This is a genomic window from Rathayibacter sp. AY1D5 (genome assembly GCF_002932515.1).
GTDB lineage: Bacteria > Actinomycetota > Actinomycetes > Actinomycetales > Microbacteriaceae > Rathayibacter.
The window spans coordinates 25,978-48,753 of the sequence record NZ_PSVU01000021.1 but is presented as its reverse complement, the minus strand read 5'-3'; the positions used below and the strand labels follow the sequence as shown (position 1 = coordinate 48,753).

Here is a 22,776-nt window from a genome sequence, read left to right as displayed (position 1 = left end):
CTAGGGCGGCGCCTGCTCGCGGGCCGCGTCGCCGCGGAGGCTTGCGCGCCGGGCCGGGACGTGCCGCGGTGCCTGCCGCGGAGGCGTCGTCGCGTCGAGGGCCGTCCGCACTGCGGGGGCGTCCTCGCGACGGACGCCGGACGCACCGGAGGCGCCGACCCACGGGGATCGGCGCCTCCACGGGGCGTCAGGTGACGTTGATGAGCGTGCGCTGCCAGCCGGAGGAGCCGTCGGGCGCGACCGGTGCGCGGTCCTCGATCTGGACCATGCCGTTCTTGTCGACCGCGCGGACCGCGACGTAGTGCGAGCCGGGCTGGGCGTCCCAGTCGACGAACCACTGCACCCAGGTGTCGAGGTTGACCGGGGTCGAGAGCGTCGCCTCCTGCCAGTCGCCGTTGTCGATGCTCACCTCGACCTTCTCGATGCCGATGCTCTGCGCCCAGGCGACGCCCGCGATCTTGAGAGCGCCCGAGGTGACGGGGACGCCGATCCGCGGGGTGTCGATCCGCGAGGACATCTTGATGGGGGCCTCGGCGGAGTAGCCGCGCGGGGTCCAGTAGGCCTGGTCGGCCTCGAAGGTGGTGACCTTGAGCTCGGTGAGCCACTTGGTGGCCGAGACGTAGCCGTAGAGGCCGGGCACGATCATCCGCACCGGGAAGCCGTGCTCGAACGGGAGGGGCTCGCCGTTCATGCCGACGGCGAGGATCGCGTCGAGGTTCTCGTCCGTGACCGCGGTGATCGGGGTGGACGCCGTGTAGCCGTCGCTGCTGGTGGAGAGGAGCATGTCGGCTCCGCTCTGCACGCCGGCCATCTTCAGCACGTCGCGCAGGGGGACGCCGAGCCACTTGGCGTTGCCGACGAGGTTGCCGCCGACCTGGTTCGAGACGCAGGTGAGGGTGATGCCGTACTCGTCGAGGCCCATGTCGAAGATCTGCTGGAGGTTCAGCGTCACCTCGCGGTCGACCATGCCGGTGATCTTCAGCGACCAGGCCGACGGGTCCAGGTTGGGCACGGTGAGGGCGGTGTCGACGCGGTAGAAGTCGGCGTTCGGCGTGTAGAGCGGGGTGATGCCCTCGATGTCGAGCTCGGCGCCCGCGGGGACCGAGACGGTGCTGCGCGGGGACGGCAGGCGCAGGGCGTCGCGGACGCCGGCGAGGGAGGAGGTCGCCGCGTTGACCAGGCGGGCGCCGGTGCCGACGACGGCCGCGCCGACGGCGGAGATCAGCGCGATGCGGAAGAAGCCGCGGCGCTCGAGGGCGCCCGGACGGGCCTCGGAGGATGTTCCCCTGGCCTCCGAGGCCCGGGCCGCACGCCAGCCGCGCAGGCGCGTGAAGAGGAGGTGCATGACGACGACGGCGACGACGAGTCCGACCAGCGTGGGCACCGCAGCGAGCGGCGACGCTCCGGTGCGGGTCACGATGGCGGCGATCGAGAGGCCGCCGGCGATCACGAGCAGCACCTGGCCGAGCGGCGGGCGGACCAGCTGGAGCACTCCGGCGATCGCGGCGGCGACGACGACCGCGGCGCCCACGCTGCCGAGCAGGAAGGTCTTGTCGTTCTCGCCGAACGTCTCGATCGCGAACTCCTTGAGCGGGCGCGGGACGATGTCGACGATGAAGGCGCCGAGCGCGAGCACGGGGCTCGCGGTGCGGGCTACCGCGAGGGCGATGAGCTCGGCGACGGCGAGGAGGACTCCGCCCGTGACGATGCCCGCGAGGGCGGCGAGCAGGAAGTAGAGAGCTCGATGCTCGCGCACGGGTGCCGCTGTCTGGTTCATGGAGGAGAGTTTTCTCCCGCGACCTGCCGTTTCCCAGGGTGTCCCTGGTTTGGTCGTGTAGGCGCCTTTTTCATAACGAACAGGTAACGCACAGCGGCGGCATCTCGACGGGATCACCTCTCGCTCGGGCCGCCGCCGGGCCTCACCGCGCGCGACGCCCCCGCCGGAGGACCGCCGCGTTCGCGGTGACGATGAGGGCGATCCCGATCCATCCGGCCGCGCCGACGTCCTGCCCGAGCACGACCGCGCCGATGAGGGCGGCCAGGACGGGGTTGGCGCTCATGAGCGTCCCGAACACGCTCGCCGGGAGCCTCCGGAGCGCGATCACGTCGGCCACGAACGGGACGGCCGTCGCCAGGACGCCGGCGCCGACCGCCAGGAGCACGGTGCCCGCGTCGGGGCGCGTCGAGACGAGCGTCCAGACGGCGACGGGCAGGAAGACGGCGGCGGAGATCCCGGTCGCCGTGGCGGTCCCCTGCGCTCCGGGCAGCCGGAGTCCGATGATCCGGTTGAGCAGGATGTACGCGGCCCAGCAGCACGCGGCCGCGAGACCGAGCGCGATCCCCAGCTGGTCGGACGAGGGCCTCGGCCCGGCGATCGCGAGGACGCCCGCTCCGGCGACGAGGGCGCAGAGCGCGCTGGTCCTGCTCCGGGAGCCGAGGAGCGCGACCGCCAGCGGCCCGCAGAACTCCAGGGTCACCGCCAGCCCCAGCCCGATGCGGTCGATGGCCGCGTAGAGCGTGAGGTTCATCGCTCCGAACACCACGGCGAGGAGCAGGACGGGCCACCACTGCGCGCGGGTCAGGTCGCGGATCCGCGGCCGCACGACCGGGAGGAGGATCAGCGCGGCGACGATCTGCCGGACGGCGACCACTCCGACGGATCCCAGGACCGGGAAGGCCAGAGTCCCGGAGGCCGCCCCGAGCTGATTCGAGAGGGCGCTCGCGAGGGCGGTCGCGACGCCGACGGTCCGTCCGTCGCCGGGGAGCTGCTTCGTCATGCCGGAAGTCTGCGAGCCGTCCGGCCCCGGCTCACAATGCATAACCGGTCCGATCGATGCGGGAACCGCATGAATAGGATGCGGTCATGGATCTGGAACTGCGCCACCTCCGGTCGTTCGTCGGCGTCGTGGACGCCGGGACCTTCACCGACGCGGGGATCGACCTCGGCATCTCCCAGACGGCGGTCTCCCGCAACGTCGCGGCGCTCGAGTCCGTCCTCGGACGAAGGCTCCTCCACCGGACGACCCGCAGCGTCGAGCTCGCGCCGGCGGGCGAGCGGGTGCTTCGGCACGCCCGCCGCGTCCTGGCCGTCGTCGACGATCTGCGCGAGGAGGCGGCGGCCGGAACGGACACGATCCGGATCGGCTACGCCTGGTCGGCTCTCGGCGAGCACACCCAGGAGTTCCAGCGCCGCTGGGCCGCGGCGCTCCCCCGCCACGAGCTGCGGCTGATCCGCTCCAACACCCCCACCGCGGGGCTCGCGGAGGGCCTCAGCGACCTCGCGATCCTCCGGCGCGGATCTCCGGCTGCGGACGTCGAGTCGGCTCTGATCGGCACCGAGAAGCGCTACTGCGCCCTGTCCGTCGACGACCCGCTCGCCGCGAAGCGCACGGTCACGCTCGCCCAGGTGGCGACCGCTCCGCTCGCGCTCGACGACCGGACCGGGAGCACCCGGCTCGACCTCTGGCCCGAGCACGACCGGCCGCGGATCACCGTCCCGACGACCGACGTCGACGACTGGCTCACGGTGATCACCAGCGGCTCCGCCCGCGGAGTGACCGCGGAATCGACGGTGAGCCAGTACCGACGGCAGGGCGTCGCCTACCGGGTCGTCCGCGACGCCCCGCCGGTCCCCGTGCACGCCGCGTGGATCCGGAGCGACCCGCCGCCCCTCCTGGGCGACGTCATCGGGCTGCTCCAGGGCCTCTACCGCACCTCCGACTGACGACGACGGCCGCCGGGGGCGATCCCCGGCGGCCGTCGTCGTCACGTCACTTGCAGGTGAGAGCGGAGTACGCGGCCTGCTTCGTGGTGGTCACCGATGCTCCGTCCACGGTCGCCGTCGCGGTCACCGTCGCCGAGCCCGCGGCCACCGAGGCGGCGCGGGTGGTGAAGGCGTGCGAGGCGCTCGACCCGGGAGCGATCCCGGTGAACGCCTTCGAGCCCCAGGCGGAGCCGAGGGTGATCCCCGCCGGGACCTTCGCATCGTTCCGAGCGGTGACCGTCACCACGACCTTGCCCGCCACGCAGCGGCTGGTGGCCGTCACGGTGGTCGGCACCGTCGCCGCGGAGGCGCGGACGATGGAGAGGCGGTAGGTCGCGGTGGTCGTGTGGTCCTGCGCCGACGACTCGACGACCACGCTCGTCGTCCCCGAGGCCGCGAGCGGCACGGTGCGGCGGACGGTGTCGTCGATCAGCACGCCGTCGACCTTCACCAGGCCGCTGGGCACGGCCGGGTCCAGGTCGAGCGAGACGCTCGTCGTGCCGGCCGGCACCGTGAGCGTGTGGTCCCTGACCCCGGCGGCGAGAGCCGGCGAGAGCGTCCCGACGTCGGAGGAGAGCTTCGTCAGCTCCGGGTCCGCAGCGTAGGTGGTCGACTCGGTCGTGTAGACCCCGAAGACACCGCCGACGTAGCTGGATCCGGTGCCCTGGAAGCGCACCGTGACGACGGGGATCTTCTGCCCCTTCGCGTCGAGCACGTACTTCCCGCTCTGGTCGCGCTTGTAGCTGTCCTTCGCGGCGAGACCGCTGAGGATCGACGCCGGGATCCGGTCGTACTGGACGTACCAGCTCGTCGCTCCGGCCGCTCCCGAGACCACCTCGGTCTTGAGCTTCACGTCGTTGAGGTAGACGTCGAAGGTGCGTCCCGCGTCGCCGCCGTAGTAGCGGACCCCGAGGTAGTTCGCCGGCAGAGCCGGGTCGACGATCATGTCGTACTGGAAGTACGCCTCCGCCGAGCGCTCGCCGTCGCGGTACCCCTCGCCGCGCCAGGTCCCCACCGAGGACCGCGCGGTCTTGTAGTTCTTGTCGGCCTCGCTGTTGTTGTTGTCGAAGGAGGTGAGGGAGTCGATCGTCGTCTCGTCGACGCGCAGCTGCTCCTTCTGCGTCCGGATCAGCTCCTGGGCCGCGGCCGAGTCGGGCTCGATCAGGGTCATGTAGGTCGCGTAGCGGGCGTTGTAGAGGCTGTAGTACGGAGTGAACACCCGGGCGGCGGACGCGGCGTCGACGTTCTTCATGCCGAAGCGCATCGTCGTGCGGCCGTTGCCGTCCGCGCCGTCGGGCAGGCGGACCAGGTTGCCGCGGACCGCGGACTTCCAGGCCGCGGAGTCCGCGACGACGACGTTCGAGTTCACGGACTTGTCGGCCATGCCCATGCGCACCAGGACGCCGGCGACATAGGACGCCTCGACGTTCGAGCGGTTGAGCTCGGTCGCCAGCAGCACCGGTCCGTAGCGGAACGCGGTCCAGTCGGGGTTCTCCGTGTCCGCGACCGCGCTGACCGCGGCGGGCAGCTTCCAGGTCAGCACGTCACCGGCGGCGACGGCGACCGAGACGTATCCGGCCTGGGCCGTGACGGCACGGACGGCACCGTTCACGGTGAGCGTCGGCGCTCCGTCGATCCAGGACGGCACGCGCAGCTTGAGGGTCGTGTCCGCGGCCACGGCTCCTCCGGCCAGCGCTTCGACCCTCAGGGTCGCCGTGTCCGTGCTCGGGATGTCCGCCGTCTGGGTCAGCCGGAGGTTGTTCGCGGAGGAGCGGAGGACCGAGGAGCGGAACTGGTTCACGAAGACGGTCTTCGGCTTCTCGAAGTAGATCGAGTCGCCGAGCTTGGTGAAGCTCTCGATACCCGAGCCGTGGTCGCACCAGAACTCGTCGAGCTCGTGCCCGAAGACCTTGGCGTAGCCCGCGGTCTGCGGCTGGAAGTAGGTCACCATGCCGGTGTCCGGGTTCTGCACCGAGAGGACGCCGTTGATGAACGTCTCCTCGTAGAAGTCGGCGTACTTCACGTCCTCGGTCACCTGGAACAGCGCCCGGGTGAGCTTGAGCATGTTGTAGATGTTGCAGCCCTCGGAGGTCGAGTTCTCGCCGTAGCCGGTGGTCTGGCCGTTCGTGGCGTACTCGTACAGGGTGCCGGGTGCGTGGAAGTGCTCGGACTGGCTGTTGCCGCCGTTGGCGTAGGTGTGGGTCTCGTCGACCATGCGCCAGAAGTTCTCGGCGGCACGGCGGTACATGTCGAGATCCGACTTCTCCGCGGCGGTGAGCGTGGCGTAGAGCGCCGGGTCGTCGGTGAAGACGCGGTAGCGCTTCAGCGCGCCGATCAGCTTCGGGACGGTCGTGTTCGCGTGCAGCCCGTTGAGGACGTCCTCGTTGTTCGCGAGCTTCTGGAACAGCGCGGTCTCGTCGAAGTACTCGGCCGCGCGCTTGTGCGCCGGGTCGTGCGTGGTCTCGTACAGGCGGTAGAGCGCCTCGTTCATTCCGCCGTACTCCGTGTTCAGGAGCTGCCCGGGGTTGGCCTGGCGGCCCGCCCAGGCGGTGATCCAGCTGCCGAAGCCGCCGGCGACGGTGAGCGCCTTCTGCGAGACGGCGTCGGGCGCCTGGTCGTGGGCGTCGAGGAGGCCTGCGAGCACCTTGTGCAGGTTGTAGAAGGGGACGAGCAGGCCGTCGCCGCCCGAGGGGAGGTAGCGGGTCGGGAACGGCGAGACGTAGCCGGCGTTCGCGGGGTCCTTGAGCGCGTAGGCGTCCTGGACCTTCTTCAGACCGTCGACGGAAGCGGTGAGCTTCGCGAGCAGTGCCGCCTTGGTGGCCGCGTCTTCCTCGGTCGCGTAGGCCTGCGAGAGCGCCGAGAGGTAGTGGCCGAAGAAGTGGCCCTGGAACCGGGTGCCGTTCTCGCGCTCCCAACCCCCGTATCCGCCGCTGGTGGTCGGCGTGAGCCCGGCCTCGCGGTAGAAGGAGTAGAGGAACATCTCGGGGTCGAGGCTCAGCAGGTACTCGACGGTCTGCTGCTCCCCGTTCTCGAGGTAGGGGTCCTGCACGGAGACGTCGGACAGGCCGGCCTCCAGAAGGTAGTTCGACGTCTTCACTCCCCGGGGCTGCACCTGGAGAGTGTAGGTCTTCGTGACCGCGGTGCTGCCCCCGTAGGTGGCGGAGCCGGTGAGGACGACCTGCGTCGCGGAGCCGGTGGGCGGCGTGACCGCGGCCGTGCCTCCGCTGATCGCGACGGTCGCCGGGTCGGAGGAGGTCCAGCTGAGGGCGGACCCCTTCGCGCCGACGGTGGGCAGGGTGAAGCCGGTGCTGGTGCTCGCGGGCGGGGCGACCAGCTCGAGGTCGGCCCGGGCGATGCTCGCGGGGTCGAAGGAGGGGTTGCCGGCCTTCGTCAGGGCGACGACGTCGGTGGTGGTCGCGACGCCGTTGTAGAGCGCGTAGTCGTCGAGCAGGCCGCGCAGGTGCGCGCCGTTGTACTGGGGGCCGTTGAAGCCGAGGGTCTTCGTCGAGGTGCTCTCGGAGCCGAGGACGCCGGATGCGGAGGAGGACGGCGCGGTCTTGACGACGGCGGTCTGCTTCACCCCGTTGCGGTAGAAGGCGACGGCCTTGGTGCTCTTGTCGTACGTGGCGACCACGTGCGTCCACTCCCCCGCGGGGAAGAAGCCGGAGCGGGCGGTCTCGACGGCGACCTTGTACGGCTGACCGCCGGACGGGCCGATCGAGAGGGCGAGCGGAGTGCCGTCGGCCTCGGAGGTGAGGTACCAGCCGTCGGAGTTGTAGGTGGTCTTGTTCCAGGTGAAGACCTGCTCACCGGTCATCGCGCTGGTCGGCTTGTACCAGAACGAGACGGTGAGGTCGGCGGGCTGCAGCGCCGCCGCAGTGCCGAGCGAGATCGCGTTCGATCCGGTGAACTCGAACGCCCGGCCGTTCAGGCCGGTGCCGTAGGAGGCGGTGCCCTTCTGCATCCCGAGGGCGGTACCACGACCGCTGGTGTCGGCGAGCGACCCGTCGAACGGGAGCTCGAGCACCTTCGCGGCGTCGAGCGAGGTGGTGGGGGCGGCCTGGGCCGTGGGGCCGACCGACAGGAGACCCGCCGTCAGCGCCATCACCGCCACGGTGGCCAGGGGGAGTCGTCGTCTCATTCGTAAGGCCTCTCGTCGTTGAGAAATCCGGCCCAGGGGGGCGGGCCGCCTCGAATGTTACCGTTAACAATAGTTTTCGGTGAGGTTTCGGTGAGAGGACTGACAGGGTCCTCGAGCGCTCAGCGGCGCCGGTCCAGAGCCGCCCGGAGGTACGGAGCGGTGCGGCTGCCCGCGGCCTCGGCGACCTCCTCCGGAGTGCCCGTCGCGACCACCGAGCCGCCGGCCCGGCCCGCCCCCGGGCCGAGGTCCACGACCCAGTCCGCGTCGGCGACGACGCGCATGTCGTGCTCGACGACGATCACCGTGTTGCCCGCGTCGACGAGGTGCTGCAGGTGCTCGAGCAGGCGGTCGGCGTCGGCGGGGTGCAGGCCCGACGTCGGCTCGTCGAGCAGGTAGAGCGTGTCCCCGCGCTGGGCGCGACGCAGCTCCGAGGCGAGCTTCACCCGCTGCGCCTCTCCCCCGGACAGCTCGGGCGCCGGCTGGCCGAGCGAGACGTAGCCGAGCCCCACGTCCACCAGAGCGTCGAGGTGGCGGGCGACCTCGCGGTCCTCGGCGAAGGCCTCGCGCGCGTCGGCGACGCTCAGCGCGAGGACGTCGGCGATCGTCCGGCCGCCGAGGGTGACCTCGAGGGTCTCGTCGTTGTACCGGGTGCCGCCGCACGCCGTGCAGGGCGCCTCGACGGTCGGGAGGAACAGCAGCTCCACCTCCACGGAGCCCTCGCCCTTGCAGACGGGGCAGCGCCCGCTGGGCAGGTTGAAGGAGAAGCGGCTCGCCGAGAAGCGGCGGCGCTTCGCCTCCGGGGTGGCCGCGAAGAGCGTCCGCACCCGGTCGAACAGACCCGTGTAGGTCGCGACGTTCGAGCGCGAGGTCCGGCCGATCGGGGTCTGGGTCACCTGCACCACCCGGCGCAGGCGGTCCGCGGGCCCGGAGGCGGTGCCGCGGGTCGCCGCCGCCGCCGCGTCGAGCAGCGGGTCCGCCTCCCCGCCCTCCTCCGCCGGCGCGTCCTCGGCGACGTCGGCGCGGAGCGAGGCGCGCAGCAGATCGGGCAGCGCCTGGTTCACGAGCGTCGACTTGCCCGATCCGGAGACACCGGTGACCGCGGTGAGCACCCCGACCGGGAACGCGACGGAGAGGTCGTCGAGGGTGTGCCGCGAGACTCCGGCGAGCTCGATCCACTGCTCCGCGGTGCGGCGGGAGCGCAGCGGCGCCGGGTCGCCCTCGGGGAAGAGGTAGCGGCGGGTGACGGAGCCGCGGGCGCCCGGCAGGCCGTCGAGCGGGCCGGAGTAGACGACGGTGCCGCCCCCCGACCCCGCGCCCGGGCCGATGTCGACGATCCAGTCGGCCTCGCGGATGACGTCGAGGGAGTGCTCGACGAAGAAGACGGTGTTGCCGGTCGCCCGCAGGGTCCGCAGGATGCCGAGCAGCGCCTCCGTGTCGGCGGGGTGCAGGCCCGTGGACGGCTCGTCGAGCACGAAGACGACGCCGAAGAGGCGCGAGAGCACCTGCGTCGCGAGGCGCATCCGCTGGAGCTCCCCCGAGGAGAGCGTCGGCGTGGAGCGGTCGAGCGAGAGGTGGCCGAGGCCCAGGTCGACGATCGGCGCGAGGCGGGCGACGAGGTCCTCGACCAGCCGCTGCGCGGCCAGGCGGGTCTGCGGAGCGCCGTCGGCCGGGGTCCAGCCGGGCTCCAGCACGCGCCGCGCGACGACGACCAGCTCCTCGAGCGGGAGCGCCGACAGCTCGGTGATGTCGAGCCCCTCGAAGGTGACCGCGAGCGCGTCGGGCTTCAGCCTCCGGCCGCCGCACACCGGGCAGGCGACGCTGACGACGAACGAGGCCGCGCGCTCGCGCATCCGGGCGCTCTTCGAGCCGGCGAAGGTGTCGAGCACGTAGCGGCGCACCCCGAGGAACGTGCTCATGTAGCGCGGCTCGTCCCCGGCGGCCACGGACGCGCGCACCTCCGCGGGAGAGCGGTCGGTCCACACGGGAACCTGCGGGGAGTCAGGAGTGTGCAGGATCCAGTCGCGGTCCTCCGCGGGCAGGTCGCGCCACGGAGCGTCGATGTCGTGTCCGAGCGAGATCAGGCTGTCGCGCAGTTGCTTGCCGTGCCAGGCGGTCGGCCAGGCGGCGAGCGCCCCGTCGCGGATCGAGAGGGAGTCGTCCGGCACCATCAGCTCGTCGGGGACGTCGTAGACCCGGCCGATGCCGTGGCAGCTGGGGCACGCGCCCTGCACGGTGTTGGCCGAGAAGTCCTCCGCGAGCAGCATCGGCGCGCCCTCGGGGTAGGCGCCGATGCGCGAGAACACCATCCGCACCACGCTCGAGAGCGTCGTCGCACTGCCGACCGTGGAGCGGGCCGAGCCTCCGGAGCGCCGCTGCGGGAGGGCGACGGCCGGCGGCAGGCCCTCGATCGAGTCGACGTCCGGCACGCCGACCTGGTCGATCAGCCGCCGCGCGTAGGGGGCGACCGACTCGAAGTAGCGGCGCTGCGCCTCCGCGTAGAGCGTGCCGAAGGCGAGCGAGCTCTTGCCCGATCCGGAGACCCCCGTGAAGGCGACGAGGGCGTCGCGCGGCACGTCGACGTCGATGCTCCGGAGGTTGTTCTCGCGGGCGCCGCGCACGCGGACGTGGTCGAGGGGGTCGGTGGTTCCAGGCGCGCTCATCCGTACAGCCTGCCGTGCCGGGATGTGGGGCGGCCGCCGCGGAGCTCCGAGGCGCTCGACGCCGAGACGGCCCGCTCCCGGCCGAGGCACCGCAGTGGGGCGGTGTCTCGGCGGGGGCGGGCCGTCTCGGCGTCACCGGCGCGCGTGCGTCAGCAGGTGCGCGCCGGGTAGGCCGCGGTCAGGGCGCCCGCGGTGAGCGAGGCGGCCGGGACCGAGGCCTGACGGGTGGTGAAGGCGGCCGAGGCGCTGGCGCCGGGGGCGGCGGTCAGCGTCTGCGAGGCGCCGAACGGCGAGCGGATGACGACCGAGAGGGGCGTCGTGCCCGTGTTCTTCACCACTCCGGTGAGGACGACCTTGCCCGCGACGCAGCGGGTGGACGCGGTGAGCGTCGAGGTCGGTGCCGTCACCACCACGGTCGCGGTGACCGTGACGGCCGTGGAGCTCGAGAGCCGACGGTCGGCGGCGTTGTAGGCCGTCGATCCGTTCGCGCCCACCCACTGGTTGTCGTTCGCACCGATCGTGCGGACGACTCCGGTGACGGAGTAGCGGCCGGGCGCCGTCGCCACCGCGGAGGTGTTCCAGGTGACCGGCTGCGAGGCGGTGCCCCGGTTGTAGGCGAGCACGACGTCGGCGCGGGCGGGCAGAGCCGCCGCGGCGTCGGTGCCGGAGGCGACCGTCACCTCGCCGAGGTCCGAGCGGACCGCGGAGGCGGCGTCGGCCGAGCGGACCTCGGCGTACTGCCCCGCGGTCAGCGAGACGATGCCGCCGTGCTTGGTCGACGAGGCGAGCGAGAAGCCCGGGTCGGTGAGCTGGGTCCAGCCCGTGTCGAGGTCGTTCGTCACCATCGGCTTGTAGCCGGTCGCGGGGATCACGTCGACGTACAGGTACCAGGTGTCCTCGCCGTGGTCCTTGAACACCGCGGGGCCCTCGACCCCACCGGGGTTGCCGCCGGACCACACCGCGCCGATGCGCGACTGGATCTGCGTCCACGAGGTCGTCGGCAGCCACCAGGTCGGCGAGGTGGTCGACTCCATGTAGATGCCCTTGCCGGTGCCGTTGTCCTTCGAGATCCGGTAGGTCGTGCCGGAGTCCTGGATCAGCGTGGTGTCGATCGTGTCGGCCCCGGTGTCGATGAAGGTGCCGCCGTAGGAGTAGGTGGCCTGCGTGAAGTCCGTGGTCGCTCCCCAGAGCACGCGGGAGGATCCGGTGCCCGGCGTGTGCGCCGCGGTCGGGTAGACCGTCGAGGACCAGTAGACGACGAACGCGCCCTTGCCGGGTCCCGCGTAGTCCGGCACCCACGTGGCCTCGGGAGCCCACATCATGCCGGCCTCGAGCTTCTTCGTCCCCGCGGCGTCGAGCGCCACGTCGAACTGCCGGACGTCGCTCCACGACACGAGGTCGCTCGACTCCCAGACGTTCATCTTCGTGCTGCCCTTGGTGGTCCAGTAGCACCAGGTGTCGCAGGTGCTGGGGCCCCGGTCGCCGCCGAAGACGCGGAGGTCCGTGGCGATGATGTAGTACTTCTTCGTGTCGGGGTTGTAGGTCAGGTACGGGTCGCGGACACCGGTGGTGCCGAGGTCGGAGGCCAGGATCGGCTTCGCGCCGTTGAGCGGGTCCCACTTCTCCGGGTCGTCGCCGCGGGAGACGTCGAGGTAGATCTTCTCGGCGTAGCCCTGGGAGTCCTCGACGAAGTGGACCATCATGTAGCCGTAGGGGGTGTCGACGCCGACCTGCGGCTCGACCGTCACGGCGATCGAGCGGGTCTGCACGATTCCGCGGATCGACGCCGTCGCGGTGAGCGTCGAGGCGCGCGCGGCCTGGCCCACGGCGGGGCGGTCGGCGCTGAGGGTGCGGCCGTCGGCCGAGACGCGCAGGGTCGGGTCGCTGGAGGACCAGGTCACCGCTCCCCCGTAGTCGGGCAGGTTCGTGGTCGAGTCGTCGACGGTGAGCGGGGCGACCCCGGCCAGCACGGCGGCGGCGATCGGGGAGAACGTGGAGGCGTGAGGCTTCGCGTCGACGCTCGACACGGCCACCACCTCCGCCCCGGTGAGCGCGCGGTCGTAGACGCGGAACGCCGAGACCTCGCCCGTGTAGAACGGGTCGGGGTACGGTGCTCGGCCGATCGTGTTCAGCGACTGGTCCGCCACCGACGAGGGGCGCAGAGCGGTGGGCGCCGAGGCGACCTGGACGCCGTCGACGAAGAACGAGATCGTGCCGGCGCTGCCGTCGATCACCGAGGTGAGGCTGTACCAGCGGTCGGCGGTCAGGGCGGAGGCGCTGCGGGCGTTGTTCTCGCCGTTCCCTCCGCTGGTCGTGATCGCGGTGCGCACCCGGTCGCGGACGGACGCGAACCAGTACTGGTTCGTGCTGTCGCTGCCGATGTTCCACAGGAAGTGGAAGTTCGAGAGCATCGACGCGTCGGCGCGGGTCTCGATCGTGACGGTGGCCGACGAGCGACCGGTCAGCAGGTTCGCGGGCAGCTGCACCCAGGGGGCGGTGGTGCTGCTCTTGGGGCCGCCGGTGAGGCGGAGCGACGTGCCGGTCCAGAGCGCGTCGGTCGCGTTGCGGACGGTGGCGGCTCCCACGCCTCCGCTCACGGTGTTCGGGACCGTGCTGCCGGTGGTCTGCGTGAACCGGTAGTCGGCGAGGAGGCCCTGCTGCGGGATCACGGCATCGGCCGCCTGCGCTGCCGGAGCCGGGGCGACGAGGCCCGAGAGCAGCACTGCTCCGAGGCCGAGCGCGGCGAGCGCGGCGCGCAGCGGCGCTCGCCGCGCGGGTGTGGTGGTGGGGGGCATGGTGCTCCTTCAGTGGAGTGGTGCGGTTCAGGGAGGGGGAGAGGATCTCGGGGTGCCGAGCCCTGCTGGGTCGAGCAGCGCCGTCAGGGGCGTGTCGGAGCCTGTGTGCGGAGCACGAAGGGCTCGATACGCCGCCGGGCGGCTGCTCGACCGGCAGGGAGGGGCAGCTGCTCGACCGGCACGAGGGATCAGCCGCCGGGGTCCGTGTCGGTGTACCCGGTGGTCGGGGCGGTGGTGCCGAGTGCCGCGAGGGTGGGCGCCTTCCGCATCACGACGGGGTTGCCCGGGCTGTCGCGACCATGGAGCAGTCGCCGTCGTGGAACTCGATCGCGGGGTCGGCGGTGTCCGGCGCGATCGGGTCGGTGGAGGTCGGCTCGCCGAGGGCGACGGCCGGGGAGGCGGCGGTGAAGGGCAGCGGAGCCACCGCGGCGAGGAGGATCAGCAGCCCGGCCGTGTGGCGGCGCCGGAGCCCCGCGGATCGGGGGAGCTCGGCGTCGACGGGCGTCGATGCGGTCGTCATCGTGACTCCATCGTCAGGGGCGGCGTGGGGCCCGGAGGCGCACCGTGAGCGGCGCGCCCCCGGGGGCGGGGGGGGCTGCGGAGAGGCGCCGGAGGGCGCCAAGGGGAGAGGCCCGGTGGACCTCGGAGAAGAACTCGCCGTGACTCGCAGGATCCGGCGCGACCTCCACCTCGAGGCCTCCGACGCCGCCAGCTGCACGGTTTGTTCACGGTAACAGGGCGTCTGCGCAAACTCAACGGCCCCCGTGAGCGGGGGTGGCATCACTTCACGGCGCCTGCGGTCCGCGCGGTCGCTCTCGTCACGGAGGAAGGATCCGCGGCGCCCCGTGGAACGGCGCAGGCGACGTGGGCCGGATCGGACGTTCGTCGTGAGTCGTGATCAGCACCGCCGTCCCGAGGCGCCGTCCTCTTTCTTCCACCGCCGCTCGCGCCTCCGCCTCCGCTGTCAAGAGGGGAGAGACGGTCCGCGCCCCTCGCCTAGGGTGCCGGGATGCCCCGCACCCGGACGTCCCGCGCCGCCCTCGCCTGGCGGGAGGCGGTCACCGGCTCGCGCCTGATGCTCGCTCTCAAGACGGCGCTGGCGGTCGGCATCGCCTGGGCCGTCGCGCCGCTCGCTCCCGGAGTCGCGGAGCAGTACCCGTACTACGCGCCGCTCGGCGCCCTGGTCAGCATGTACCCGACCCTGATGGGCTCGGTCCGCACCGGACTGCAGACCCTGCTCGGCCTGGCGGCGGGGATCGGGCTCGCCGCCCTCGTGGTCGTCACCGTCGGACCGACCTGGTGGACGATCCCGCTCGTCGTCGGGATCGGCGTGGTCCTCTCGGGGACGGGGTGGTTCGGCGCGGGCCGCGAGTACGTGCCGATGGCGGCCCTCTTCGTGCTCATCATCGGCGGGGCCGACGCCGAGGACTACTCCCTCGGCTACCTCGTGCAGATGGCGGTGGGCGTGGTGGTGGGGCTGCTGGTGAACGTGGTCGTCGCCCCCGGGCTCACCGTCGAGGCGGCGTCCGCCCGGGTCGACGCGTTCCAGCGCGAGCTCGCGGAGCACCTGCGCCAGCTGGCCGCCGCGCTCGAGGAGACGTGGCCGCCCGAGCACGCGGCGTGGGCGCGCAACGGCGAGGAGCTGGCCCGGACGGCGGAGGAGGTCCGCGCGGCCCTCGCGGACGCGGACGAGAGCCGCAAGGGCAACCCGCGCGCGCTGCTGCACCGGCGCGACTCCCGACCCGACCACCTCCGCCTCGAGACGCTCGACGCGATCCTCTTCCACGTCCGCGATCTGAGCGGCGCCCTCGCGGACACCATCTGGGAGCGGCCGGGCGCGCTCCCGTTCGATCCGGCCCTCGGCCCGCCGCTGAGCGAGGCCTGCCGGGCGGTCGCCGACGCGATCGACCGCGACGACGTCGGCTCCCCCGCCGCGCACCGGGCGATCGGAGGCGCGGCCCGCGCGATCCGGCACCTCGTGCAGGTCGTCGACGAGCGGACCGCCGCGACCTCCCGGACCCTCGGGCCCGGCGTCCTCGCGGCGATGCACCTCCGCCGCGTCCTGGTGCGCCTGCAGCACGACGGCGCGGAGCCGCAGGAGGAGTGAGGTCTGGCGCCTCCCGCCCCATACTGATATGGTGATGGGACATCAGGAGGACGGGGACGACGTGGAGCGGACGGTGACGACGACGAGCCTCCGTGGTCGCACGCCGGAGCGGGCGACCACGGAGGCTCACCTGGCCTTCGGGCAGGCGCTACTCGCAGACGAAGAAGGCGACCTCCACGTAGCCCATCGTCTGCGAACGGGTGTCGACGTCGGAGGTCTCGACGGTCACGCCGGACGCGGCGAAGCTGCTGCCTCCTGCGCCCGTCGACGCGTTGGCCGCGTAGGAGCCGCCGCCGCGCACCCACAGGGAGGTGCCGCCGCCGGCACCGCCGAAGTAGCCGCCGCCGCCGCCACCGGATGCATAGGTCACCTGGCGGCTCGCGTTCGTCCTGGCTGCGCCGGCACCGCCGTCGCGCCCGGAGCCCGGGCTGCCGAGAACCGACTCGGTCACGTTCACCGTCGTCACACCGGGCTGCCCCGGCCCGGTCTGGCTTCCGCCCGTGCTCGGGGCCTGCTCGGTGGAGCCGGTGCTGCTGTCCGCGCGCGAGACGGCGCTGTCGTAGCCGGAGCCGCCGACGGGGCCGCCGGACCCCGCGTTCGGCCCGACGCGGGCGGACCGGGTGAAGTCGTTCGAGGTGAAGCCGGCTGCGCTACCGCCGCCGCCGCCCGCGATGACGAGCAGGGAGCCCGCGGCGGTGATCCCGCTGGCCCCGCCCCCTCCTCCGGAGCCGATGTAGCCCGGAGTGCCCGGAGCCCCGCCGTTGCCGAGCCCCCGGCCGCCGGCCTGGTTGCTGCCGCCCGAGCCCGCGGTGATGACGATCTCGGACGCTCCGCCGAGCGCGTCGACGGGGATGGTGCCCGTCACCCGCGCACCGGCGCTGGTGACGTCCGACCCGGCGCGGACGCCGCCGCCGTCTCCGCCGACCGCCGTGAAGCGGACCCACTGGGTTCCCGCGGGCACGGGGATCGTCCGGGCCGCGAGCGCGGTGGTCGAGGTGGCGTCGATGCGCTGCGCGTCCTGCAGGGCGCACTGGGGGGCGGTTGAGGCCGACGCCATCGGAGCGGCGATCGAGGCGGCCACAACAGGAATCGCCCATGCGGCGCCCTTCACCACGGTTCGGCGCTGGGTCAGACGATCGGGGGCGCCGGTCGGCGTGCTGGTGTCTTCGTTCTGCATCGGAGTCCTTCTGTCATCGTGCACCCCTGGGTATCGGGGGCAGAGTCGGGTGAGAGGCGCGGGAGGATGCCCGTGCCGCTCCGACAGAGTCGCCTGCTCCGCGACGGGGCACGCCGCTCGAGGCCGCTCTGGCGCGAACCTGCCCTGAGGCGGCGCGCCGCGCCTCCCGCGCCTCATCCTCAGCGACTTCTCCGCAGCGCCGACCAGTCGTGGACGACGTCGCAGATGCCCCGTCGGACTCGCCGATCCGGACCCTCCGAGCGGGCGGCCCGACTCGCAAGCACCCCGGACCGAGCGGCCCGGAGAGCCCGCGACGGGCGAGCGCAGAACCCGACGTCAGTCCGGCGCCGGCCCGCGACGGCCGAACGGGCAGCCCGGCATCAGCCCAGCGCCAGCCCGGCGTCAGCCCGCGTCGGCGAGCAGCGCCTCGCGGTCGAGCCGCTTCGCGTAGCAGCGGGCGCTCGGCTCGTCGCCCCAGTAGCCGTAGCCCGCGATCGGGTCGTAGCCGGCGCTCGCATAGAGCGCCATCGCCTCCGGCTGCTCCGTGCCGGTGACCAGTCGGAGCAGCTCCACGCCCTCGCGGGCCGCCAGCCGCTCGACGCCGGCGAGCAGCACGCGGCTGAGCCCGCGGCCCCGCGCGGCGCTCACCACGAACATCCGCTTGATCTCGCCGATGCCGTCCGCGACCGCGAGCGCCACGCAGCCGACGAGCCCGCCGTCGACCTCGAGCAGCAGGGTCGGAGCGTCGGCGGGAGGGCGCGGACCGGTGTCGTCGCCGCCGTAGCGGGCGAGGAGGTCGGCCTCCTGCAGGGCGAAGAGGTCCGTGGCGGCCGGGTCTCCGGCCGTGGTCTCGATCAGGCGGTGCACGGCACGATGCTACGGCGCGGCGGCGAGCCCCGCGGCGATCCCGGTCAGCTGCTCGAGCACGGCCCGCACGGCCGAGCGCTCCAGCGTCTCGGGCCGGGCGAGGCAGTCGATGTGGCGGCCGAGCCCCGGGATCCCGAGCGGCCGCAGCACCACCTCCGGCGTGCGCCGCAGGTCGGTCGTGTACCGCGGCAGCAGCGCGACGCCGTCGCCCGCCGACACGACCGCCGCCGCGACCAGGAAGTCGTTGATCCGGTGCGGGATGCTCGCGTCGCCGCCCGCGAGGACCGCGATGGCGTCGATCGCCCGCTCCAGGGGGAAGCCCTCGTGCACCGCGACCCACTCCTCGTCGCGGAGGTCGGCGGGACGGACGACGTCCTTCGCGGCGAGCGGATGGTCGCGCCGCAGCGCGAGGTCGAGCGGCTCGAAGAGGAGGGGCGTGGAGCGCACGGTCCCGGGCCACTCGGCGCTGCCGGCGAGCCGGTGCGCGACGACCAGGTCGTGATCCGCGGTCAGCCCGGCGAAGGCGCTCTGCGCCACGTCGAAGTCGGCGAGCGCGACGCCCGGCCGACCCGGTGCGCGCAGCGCCTCCAGGAGCGGGCCGAACATCGCCAGCCCCGCGCTGTGGAACGCGGCGACCGAGACCGTGCCGCTCGGCTGCCCCTCGAAGTCCGCGACCGCCCGGGCCGCGCGCTCGAGCGCCACCTCCACCTCGACCACGGCGGCCGCGAGAGCGCGGCCGGCGGGGGTCAGCGCGGTCCGGCGCCCGTCGCGGAAGGTCAGCGCCGTCGGCGTGCGGCGCTGCAGCGCGCTGATCTGCTGCGAGACGGAGGAGGGGGACACCCGCATCGCGGCGGCGACGGCGGCGATGCTCCCGCGCTCGCCGAGCTCCCGCAGAGCCCTGAGCTGTCCGAGTTCCATGAGTTCCAACTTACGCGTCAGCGAAGAAGATGCAGTCTTGTCCTGCGGGTCTCCGTGCCGCCACGATGAGCCGTGCGCGCTCTCCTCTCCCGCTTCCGGGTCGACCTCCTCCTGCTCGTGGTCGCCGCCTCCTGGGGCTCGACCTACTTCGCGGCGAAGGAGCTCGTCACCGACTCCAGCGTGATGGCGCTGCTCGGCTCGCGGATGACCCTCGCCGCGCTGTGCCTGGCCGTGATCGTCGCAGCGCGGCGGCACCGGATCACCGCGGCGGAGTGGCGGGTCGGCGTGACCATCGGGGCGCTGCTCGCGACGATCTTCGCGCTCGAGACCTACGGCATCGCCGGCACCTCCGCCACCAACGCGGGCCTCATCATCAGCCTGACGATCGTGATCACGCCGATCCTCGACTCCGCCGTCTCGAAGCGCCGCCTCCCGGGCCGCTTCCTGCTCGCATGCCTCGTCGCGGTCGTCGGCGTCGCGCTGCTCGCGGGCAACGGCGCCCTCCGCCCGCTCTCCCCCGGCGACCTGCTGATCCTCGGCGCCGCCGTCGTACGGGCCGTGCACGTCACGTCGATGCACCGCCTCTCGGCGCGGGCGCCGATGGACTCCCTCCGCCTGACCACGGTGCAGCTCGGCACCTGCGCCGTCGTCTTCAGCGCCGCGTCGCTCGTCGTCGGCATGCCGATCCCCGAGTACGTCGCGGGGCTCGACCCCGTGGGCACCGGCCTGTTCCTCTACCTCGTCCTGGTCTGCACCGTCTTCGGCTTCCTCGTGCAGACGTGGGCGGTCCGCCGCACCTCCCCCTCCCGCGTCAGCCTCCTGCTGGGCACCGAGCCGGTGTGGGCCGCGGTCGTCGGAGTCGCGCTCGCCCGCGACCTGATCGCGCCGGTCGGCTTCCTCGGCATCGCGCTGATCCTCGCGGGCACGGCCTGGGGCCGCTCCCTCGAGCAGCGGACGACGCCCGGCGTGCCGACCGCGGCGGCCGCTCCGGAGGCGCTGCTCGCCCCCGAGCCGGAGGACGAGCAACGGCGTCCCGTCGAGCGGTAGCCGGGTCAAGGGACTCGCGTGCGGCGCCCCGATGTGGGGGAATCGGATCGGGAGGCGTCCGTCGCGGGCGCCGCCGGAGGAGGATCCATGTCGCTCAGCGTGCTGTTCATCGGCGGGACGGGCATCATCAGCGCCGCCTGCGTCCGCGAGGCGCTGCGGCTCGGCCACGACGTGACCGTGCTGAACCGGGGGCGGACGTCGCTCCGCCCGCTGCCCGAGGGCGTCCGCGAGGTGCAGGCCGACGGTCGCGACCGCGACTCCGTCACCGCCGCTCTCGGCGACCGGAGCTTCGACGCCGTGATCGACTTCGTCGCCTTCACGCCCGAGCACGTGCAGCAGGACATCGACCTGTTCTCCGGCCGCACGGGCCAGTACGTCTTCATCAGCTCGGCCTCGGCCTACCAGAAGCCGCCGCGCAGCCTCCCGGTCACCGAGTCGACTCCGCTCCGGAACCCCTACTGGCAGTACTCCCGCGACAAGATCGCGTGCGAGGACCTGCTCGTGGCCGAGTACCGCGCGAGCGGCTTCCCGGTCACGATCGTCCGCCCCTCGCACACCTACGACCGCACCGCGCTGCCCGTCGACGGAGGCTGGACCGTCGTCGACCGGATGCGCCGCGGCCAGGAGGTGGTCGTCCTCGGCGACGGCACCTCGCTCTGGACGCTCACGCACGCCGACGACGTGGCCGTCGGCCTGGTCGGCCTCCTCGGCGCCTCCGCCGCGATCGGCGAGGCGTTCCACATCACCGGCGACGAGACGCCGACCTGGGACGAGATCCACCGCTGCCTCGCCGCGGCGGCCGGAGTCGAGCCGCGCCTCGTGCACGTCGCCTCCGACGCGATCGCCGCCGCCGACCCCGAGCTCGGTGCCGGGATCATCGGCGACAAGGCGCACTCGATGGTGTTCGACAACGCGAAGATCCGCCGCCTCGTCCCGGCCTACTCCCCCTCGGTGCGCTTCAGCGACGGCGCCCGCGAGATCGTGGAGTGGTACGACGCCGACGAGTCGCGCCGCGTGGTCGACGAGCGGATGAACGGCCTGTTCGACGCGCTGATCGAGCGGTACCGGCCGCGCCCGCTGTGAGGGGCGGGGGGTGCGCGAGTCCGCCGACTCCGCCCCTCCCGGCCGCTGCACCCCGCTCGGCTCCTCCACCTGCGCCGGCGCCCCCGCTCAGCCGATCGGCTCGAGCCGCACCAGGAACCCGCCCGGCACTCCCGGCTGCAGCTCCTGGTACTCGGACGGCACGCGGTAGGAGCCCTCGCCGACCGCGGTCACGGTGAAGGCGTCGTCCGTGCGGGTCCCCGCGAGGAAGACGGTGTAGACGTCTGTGCCGTCCTCGGTGGTGCGCTTCCCGGCCGCCGCGCCGACCCAGCGGTGCCCGCCCGGATCGGCCGTCGCCGTCTCCCCGAGGGTCGCGTCGATCGCGGCCGGGTCGACGCCCACGGTGCCGATCCCGTCCTGGCACTCCCGCCAGACGCCCGTGAATCCCGGGTCGGGGTCGGAGTAGCAGAACATCATCGACCCGTCGGGCGCGACGTGCAGGTCGCCGTAGCCGCCGACCACCGGCCCGGAGACGGGGGCGGTCGTGGGCCCGGTCGTCGGCTCGGGGTCGGCCGGCGCGGTGCACCCGGCGAGCGCGAGGACGAGCACCGCCACCGCTCCCGCTCGCCACCTCATGTGCGCAACCTACTGGAGCCGCGCCTCCGCCCGTCCGTGTGCCGGGCCGGGAGTCGGCCGGGAGCCGGCCCGCCCTCAGACCAGCCGGCGGCCGCTGAAGCGGTCGACGGGGGCGTCGTGGCGCATCGCCCGCTCGTACATCCGCCGGAACGGCTCGGTGAGCACGCCGTTCGTGCGGTCCAGCGAGTCCTGCCAGGCCACGATCTCCCCCAGCTGCGCGGCGAGATCCGCGCGGAGGGCCGCCTCGTCGACGGTGGTCGAGACGCCCTTCGAGACGACGATCCGGCCCGCGACGATCACGGTGTCGATCGACGAGCCGTTCTCGGAGTAGACGAGCTGGTTCTCGAGCCGCTGGCGCGGGGTGAAGTTCAGCGTCTCGAGGTCGTAGACGACGAGGTCGGCCTGCTTGCCGACCTCGATGCTGCCGGTGACGTCGTCGAGCACGGCGCTGCGCGCGCCTCCGATCGTGCCGGCGGTGAGCACCTCGGACACGGTCGGCCAGGTGGCGATGTCCGGATCCGTGACCTTGTGCAGGAGCGCCGCGGCCTTCACGACGTCGAGCATGCGCGGCGAGTCGCTGCTCGAGCAGCCGTCGGTCCCGAGGCCGAGGTTCACGCCCGCGTCGTGCAGCGCGCGCCACGGGGCGATGCCCGAGCCGAGCTTGAGGTTCGAGATCGGGTTGTGCGAGACGGACGTGCCGGCGGCGGCGATCCGCTCCATGTCGGAGTCGGTGAGCCAGATCCCGTGGGCGAAGGTCGTGTTCGGCGAGAGCGCGCCGATCCGCTCCATGTATTCGACCAGGGTCGAGCCGTAGGACAGCTCGCCGGTCACCAGCTGCGTCTTCGTCTCGAGGACGTGGATGTGGCACTCCGCCCCGTGCTCGAGCGCCAGCTCGGTCGCCCCGACGAGCAGCTCGGGCCCGCAGCGCTGAGGAGCGGACGGGGCGACCATGTAGCGCAGCCGCCCGCCTCCCCTCCCGTGCTGGGTCGCGAACGCCTCGCGGCTGAAGGCGAGGTAGCCCTCCGTCGTCGGGCGCGACGCCGACCGCGCCTGGTCGAGGGTCTCCGCGGGCACGTACTCCTCGAGGAACGGCATCGTCTCGTGGAAGGGCCTGCTGATCACGTGGCCCGAGATGTTGGCGCGGACTCCGATCTCGTCGTACGCATCGAAGACCGCGGCGAGCTGCTCAGCGTCCTGGTCCGGGTTCTCGAGCACGTCGTCGACCAGGGTCGTGACCCCGGCCTTCAGCGATTCGAGGGCGAAGAGCGACGAGCGCAGCCGCACCAGATCCGGAGCGACGCGGCTGTTCCCGAGGATCGGGTACGACAGCAGCATCCACAGCTCGAGCGGCAGGTTGTCGTAGCGGCCCTTGTAGAGGTACTCCCACGAGTGGGTGTGGGCGTTGACGAAGCCGGGGACGACCAGGCGGTCGCGCCCGTCGATCACCTCGTCGCCCGGCTCGGGGACGAGGCCCGGGCCGATCGCGACGATCAGCTCGTCGACGATGCGGATGCTCGCCGTGATCGGGACGGCGCCCGAGACCGGGTCCATGGTGATCACGGCGGCGTCGGAGAGGAAGAGGGGCATGGCGGTTCCGTTCGTGGTGCGGGGTGGGACGGGGCGG

General features: G+C 72.9%; 15 protein-coding genes. 4 read left to right on the top strand and 11 right to left on the bottom strand.

Annotated elements, in window-relative coordinates:
* Nucleotides 1–187 precede the first annotated feature (187 nt).
* Nucleotides 188–1,777, bottom strand: coding sequence for a molybdopterin-dependent oxidoreductase (locus tag C5C82_RS08380; RefSeq protein WP_104226578.1), 1,590 nt, complete (start codon nt 1,775–1,777; stop codon nt 188–190).
* A gap of 142 nt (nt 1,778–1,919) precedes the next feature.
* Complete coding sequence (locus C5C82_RS08375) at nt 1,920–2,777, bottom strand: DMT family transporter (protein ID WP_104234495.1); 858 nt, start codon at nt 2,775–2,777, stop codon at nt 1,920–1,922.
* An 86-nt stretch (nt 2,778–2,863) separates the two neighbouring features.
* On the opposite strand from C5C82_RS08375, the gene C5C82_RS08370 reads away from it, so the two are divergent.
* Entirely contained in the window at nt 2,864–3,724 is an 861-nt protein-coding gene (locus C5C82_RS08370; RefSeq protein ID WP_104295774.1) for a LysR family transcriptional regulator, read from the top strand.
* A 46-nt stretch (nt 3,725–3,770) separates the two neighbouring features.
* On the opposite strand, the gene C5C82_RS08365 is transcribed toward C5C82_RS08370, so the two are convergent.
* The 4 genes from C5C82_RS08365 to C5C82_RS08350 form a co-directional block, all read right to left on the bottom strand.
* Nucleotides 3,771–7,904, bottom strand: coding sequence for a beta-L-arabinofuranosidase domain-containing protein (locus C5C82_RS08365; RefSeq protein WP_104354909.1), 4,134 nt, complete (start codon nt 7,902–7,904; stop codon nt 3,771–3,773).
* 119 nt (nt 7,905–8,023) lie between these two features.
* Nucleotides 8,024–10,564, bottom strand: coding sequence for an excinuclease ABC subunit UvrA (locus C5C82_RS08360; RefSeq protein ID WP_104257750.1), 2,541 nt, complete (start codon nt 10,562–10,564; stop codon nt 8,024–8,026).
* A 149-nt stretch (nt 10,565–10,713) separates the two neighbouring features.
* A complete protein-coding gene (locus tag C5C82_RS08355) occupies nt 10,714–13,359 on the bottom strand; it encodes a LamG-like jellyroll fold domain-containing protein (protein WP_104234492.1) in 2,646 nt (881 codons plus the stop codon).
* A 268-nt stretch (nt 13,360–13,627) separates the two neighbouring features.
* Complete coding sequence (locus tag C5C82_RS08350) at nt 13,628–13,879, bottom strand: hypothetical protein (protein WP_104226573.1); 252 nt, start codon at nt 13,877–13,879, stop codon at nt 13,628–13,630.
* Between the two features lie 489 nt (nt 13,880–14,368).
* Between C5C82_RS08350 and C5C82_RS08345 the strand changes: the two genes are divergently transcribed.
* Entirely contained in the window at nt 14,369–15,466 is a 1,098-nt protein-coding gene (locus C5C82_RS08345; protein ID WP_104354908.1) for an aromatic acid exporter family protein, read from the top strand.
* A 148-nt stretch (nt 15,467–15,614) separates the two neighbouring features.
* On the opposite strand, the gene C5C82_RS08340 is transcribed toward C5C82_RS08345, so the two are convergent.
* From C5C82_RS08340 to C5C82_RS08330, 3 genes are all read right to left on the bottom strand, one after another.
* Nucleotides 15,615–16,643 (bottom strand): hypothetical protein, encoded by a 1,029-nt coding sequence (locus C5C82_RS08340; protein WP_146085968.1) that lies wholly within the window; start codon nt 16,641–16,643, stop codon nt 15,615–15,617.
* Between the two features lie 402 nt (nt 16,644–17,045).
* A complete protein-coding gene (locus C5C82_RS08335; RefSeq protein WP_104354906.1) occupies nt 17,046–17,510 on the bottom strand; it encodes a GNAT family N-acetyltransferase in 465 nt (154 codons plus the stop codon).
* Nucleotides 17,511–17,519: 9 nt separating this feature from the next.
* The gene (locus C5C82_RS08330; protein WP_104354905.1) at nt 17,520–18,428 is read right to left on the bottom strand and encodes a LysR family transcriptional regulator; all 909 of its coding nucleotides are present in this window, start codon (nt 18,426–18,428) and stop codon (nt 17,520–17,522) included.
* A gap of 72 nt (nt 18,429–18,500) precedes the next feature.
* Here C5C82_RS08330 and C5C82_RS08325 point away from each other — a divergent pair, with 72 nt between their 5' ends.
* Together C5C82_RS08325 and C5C82_RS08320 are read left to right on the top strand one after the other, a co-directional pair.
* Nucleotides 18,501–19,475, top strand: a complete 975-nt coding sequence (locus C5C82_RS08325; protein ID WP_219814830.1) for a DMT family transporter — start codon at nt 18,501–18,503, stop codon at nt 19,473–19,475.
* 87 nt (nt 19,476–19,562) lie between these two features.
* Nucleotides 19,563–20,558, top strand: coding sequence for an SDR family oxidoreductase (locus tag C5C82_RS08320; protein ID WP_104354904.1), 996 nt, complete (start codon nt 19,563–19,565; stop codon nt 20,556–20,558).
* A gap of 87 nt (nt 20,559–20,645) precedes the next feature.
* On the opposite strand, the gene C5C82_RS08315 is transcribed toward C5C82_RS08320, so the two are convergent.
* Both C5C82_RS08315 and C5C82_RS08310 read right to left on the bottom strand, forming a co-directional pair.
* Nucleotides 20,646–21,152 carry a hypothetical protein gene (locus C5C82_RS08315; protein ID WP_146083452.1) on the bottom strand — a complete coding sequence of 169 codons (507 nt, stop codon included), beginning with the start codon at nt 21,150–21,152 and terminating at the stop codon, nt 20,646–20,648.
* 75 nt (nt 21,153–21,227) lie between these two features.
* The gene (locus C5C82_RS08310; RefSeq protein WP_104354903.1) at nt 21,228–22,739 is read right to left on the bottom strand and encodes an amidohydrolase family protein; all 1,512 of its coding nucleotides are present in this window, start codon (nt 22,737–22,739) and stop codon (nt 21,228–21,230) included.
* Nucleotides 22,740–22,776 lie beyond the last annotated feature (37 nt).

Coding starts and splice junctions, on each gene's coding strand:
- C5C82_RS08340 (WP_146085968.1), bottom strand. CDS start 16,643: ATGCAGAACGAAGACACCAGCACGCCGACCGGCGCCCCCGATCGTCTG.
- C5C82_RS08360 (WP_104257750.1), bottom strand. CDS start 10,564: ATGAGCGCGCCTGGAACCACCGACCCCCTCGACCACGTCCGCGTGCGC.
- C5C82_RS08380 (WP_104226578.1), bottom strand. CDS start 1,777: ATGAACCAGACAGCGGCACCCGTGCGCGAGCATCGAGCTCTCTACTTC.
- C5C82_RS08375 (WP_104234495.1), bottom strand. CDS start 2,777: ATGACGAAGCAGCTCCCCGGCGACGGACGGACCGTCGGCGTCGCGACC.
- C5C82_RS08330 (WP_104354905.1), bottom strand. CDS start 18,428: ATGGAACTCGGACAGCTCAGGGCTCTGCGGGAGCTCGGCGAGCGCGGG.
- C5C82_RS08370 (WP_104295774.1), top strand. CDS start 2,864: ATGGATCTGGAACTGCGCCACCTCCGGTCGTTCGTCGGCGTCGTGGAC.
- C5C82_RS08365 (WP_104354909.1), bottom strand. CDS start 7,904: ATGAGACGACGACTCCCCCTGGCCACCGTGGCGGTGATGGCGCTGACG.
- C5C82_RS08350 (WP_104226573.1), bottom strand. CDS start 13,879: ATGACGACCGCATCGACGCCCGTCGACGCCGAGCTCCCCCGATCCGCG.
- C5C82_RS08320 (WP_104354904.1), top strand. CDS start 19,563: ATGTCGCTCAGCGTGCTGTTCATCGGCGGGACGGGCATCATCAGCGCC.
- C5C82_RS08315 (WP_146083452.1), bottom strand. CDS start 21,152: ATGAGGTGGCGAGCGGGAGCGGTGGCGGTGCTCGTCCTCGCGCTCGCC.
- C5C82_RS08345 (WP_104354908.1), top strand. CDS start 14,369: ATGCCCCGCACCCGGACGTCCCGCGCCGCCCTCGCCTGGCGGGAGGCG.
- C5C82_RS08310 (WP_104354903.1), bottom strand. CDS start 22,739: ATGCCCCTCTTCCTCTCCGACGCCGCCGTGATCACCATGGACCCGGTC.
- C5C82_RS08355 (WP_104234492.1), bottom strand. CDS start 13,359: ATGCCCCCCACCACCACACCCGCGCGGCGAGCGCCGCTGCGCGCCGCG.